General features: G+C 70.4%; 3 protein-coding genes and 1 pseudogene. All 4 read right to left on the bottom strand.

Annotation, left to right across the window (positions count from 1 at the left end; all coding sequences use genetic code 11):
• Nucleotides 1-259 (bottom strand): annotated as a pseudogene (locus KN815_RS48620) (HD-GYP domain-containing protein); the annotation flags it as partial.
• Between the two features lie 368 nt (nt 260-627).
• Complete coding sequence (gene rsrA, locus KN815_RS48615; RefSeq protein WP_216348139.1) at nt 628-945, bottom strand: mycothiol system anti-sigma-R factor; 318 nt, start codon at nt 943-945, stop codon at nt 628-630.
• Nucleotides 942-1,631 (bottom strand): sigma-70 family RNA polymerase sigma factor, encoded by a 690-nt coding sequence (locus tag KN815_RS48610; protein ID WP_043235475.1) that lies wholly within the window; start codon nt 1,629-1,631, stop codon nt 942-944. The genes rsrA and KN815_RS48610 overlap by 4 nt, the downstream gene beginning before the upstream one ends.
• 301 nt (nt 1,632-1,932) lie before the next feature.
• Nucleotides 1,933-2,412, bottom strand: a 480-nt coding sequence (locus KN815_RS48605) for an alpha/beta hydrolase family protein (RefSeq protein WP_216348138.1), incomplete at its 5' end; no start/stop codon positions are given.

The raw sequence follows: 2,412 nt of genomic DNA, 5'->3' as shown, positions 1-2,412 counted from the left end.
GGGCGAGCAGCGCACCGGGCACGGCGACCAGCGCCGCGGCGGCGGGCGGCAGCAGAAAAGCCCCGGCCAGAAGGACGGGGCTGCACCATTCGGGCCAGCGGGCGCGGACCCTGGAGCCCACCGCGTGCACCACGGCGAGCAGGGCGGCCGTGGCCCAGGGGACGGCCGCGCCGGGCCGAACGGCCGGGGCGGCGCAGAGCCCCCCGGCGAGCACGGCGCACAGGACATAGGCGCGCGCCCCGTGAGGAAGTGCCCGCACGGTGTCCTCCTCCCCATCCACGTCCGTTGCGCCGCCCCTCTGGGACGGGGGCGGGTCAGGTGGTTGGGGAGCTTAGGCCGGACTGGGGCGGCTGAGATCGGAGGGACTGTCCGATTACACCCCTTCGAGTGATGATCTGATCACCGAAGATGGGGCCCGGAACCCGCCCGGCTCGTTGACGATCCCCCGGCAGGTCGAGGATCGGCGGGCGGTCAATCGACAGACGCTCGACGGACGGTCGACGGGCAGTAGTTTCAACGCACCCGATCGGCGAACGGTCATCGAGCGACGATCCACCGGCGCTCAAGGCCGGGGGTCAACGCCGGCGCTAAAGGCCGGGCGTCAACGCCGACGCTCAAGGCCGGGGGTCACTCCTGGGCGGTGGTCGGAGCGTTCGTCTCCGCGGTGACCTCACGCTCGGGCACCACCTGCCCGGAGCGGATCAGCTCGATCCGCCCCATGACCTTCGAACGGAGGTCGCTGGGCACGTCGTCCTGGCCGCAGCACCGCTTGACGAGCTTCTTCACGGCCTTCTCGAGGCCGTACTTCTCCAGGCACGGAGAGCACTCGTCGAAATGCACCTCGAACTTGGCGCAGTCGCCGTCCGGCATTTCGTGGTCGAGGAACTCGTAGAGGTGATCGAGAACCTCGGAGCAGTCCGTCTCATGCGGCTCTCCGCAGCTCATGAGTCCGCGCCTTTCCGATCGTGCGACTCGTCCGCCCCGGCGGCCGCGCCCGCGGGAACCAGCCCGCGCCCACGGGCGTAGTCCTCGAGCAGATCACGGAGCTGGCGGCGCCCACGGTGCAGTCGGGACATCACCGTACCGATGGGTGTACCCATGATGTCCGCGATCTCCTTGTAGGCAAAGCCCTCGACATCCGCCAGATAGACCGCGATGCGGAACTCCTCGGGGATGGCCTGAAGGGCTGCCTTGACATCGGAGTCGGGCAGGTGGTCGAGGGCCTGCGACTCGGCAGAACGAAGACCGGTCGACATATGCGACTCGGCACGGGCGAGCTGCCAGTCCTCGATCTCCTCGGCCGCGCTGCGCTGGGGCTCCCGCTGCTTCTTGCGGTACGAGTTGATAAAGGTGTTGGTCAGGATGCGGTACAGCCACGCCTTGAGGTTGGTGCCCTCGCGGAACTGGTGGAAGGACCCGTACGCCTTGGCGTACATCTCCTGCACCAGGTCCTCGGCGTCGGCCGGGTTCCGCGTCATCCGCAGCGCGGCCGAGTACATCTGGTCCAGGAAGGCAAGGGCGTCCCGCTCAAAGCGCGCGTTGCGCTCCGAGGACGTCTCCTGCGACCGCTCGACCGGCTCTCCCTCGGTAACGCCGTCGGTCCCTGCGTCGGTCCCAGTGACCTGACCCACCTCCTCCAGCTTCGCGTCGGGTCCGGATGTGGACCCGCTCGAATCGGAGAATAGACGACGATCCGGTGCGCCCGCCGCTCCGATCTTCACAGCCTGTGCCGCCTGAAGCTGCGACCAGTCGAGGTCAGCGCCGTGCGGACGGGCCGGGCAAGCAAGCGAACCCATGCGGGGAACTCCCTTTCCTCGTATTCCGCGTATCGGTGCCTCTTACACGGTGAGCACCAACGGCCCTTACAACACGGGACCCGTCCGTCGCATTCCCGCGCCCGGCGCCCGGCCCGCCTCTCCGGGGCCGCGCAGGTCAGGCCAGGGCGCGCGGCAGCCAGTCGGCGACGGCGCCGGTGATCAGGGCGAGCGCCGCGGGCTCGTCGAGGTCCGCCGACTTCGGCAGGCCGAAGCCGTGATCGCCGTACGGCACCGTCACGAGCTCCATCTCCGCGGGCAGCTCCGGGAACTCCTCCGGCCGTCCGAAGGGGTCCCGGCCGCCCTGGACGATCAGCGTCGGCACCCCCACGGCCAGCAGCTCATCGGCCTTGGAGCGCTCCGGCTTGCCGGGTGTGTGCAGCGGGAACGACAGCGCCAGCACGGCCTTCGCGCCCAGCTCCCGGCCGGTCCGGCAGGCCACCCGCGCCCCGGCGCTGCGACCGCCCGCCACGATCGGCAGCCCGGCCTTCTCCAGCGCGGGCCACAGGGCGCGCCAGCCGGTGTCCAGGGTCGAGGGCGCGGGCGCGATCTTCTTGCCCGCCACCCGCCACGGCTGCTCGACCAGCGCGACGCTCAC

The sequence above is a fragment of the Streptomyces niphimycinicus genome (assembly GCF_018883605.1).
Lineage (GTDB): Bacteria > Actinomycetota > Actinomycetes > Streptomycetales > Streptomycetaceae > Streptomyces > Streptomyces niphimycinicus.
The sequence above is the reverse complement of the archived record's forward strand: the minus strand, read 5'-3'. Positions and strand labels throughout refer to the sequence as shown.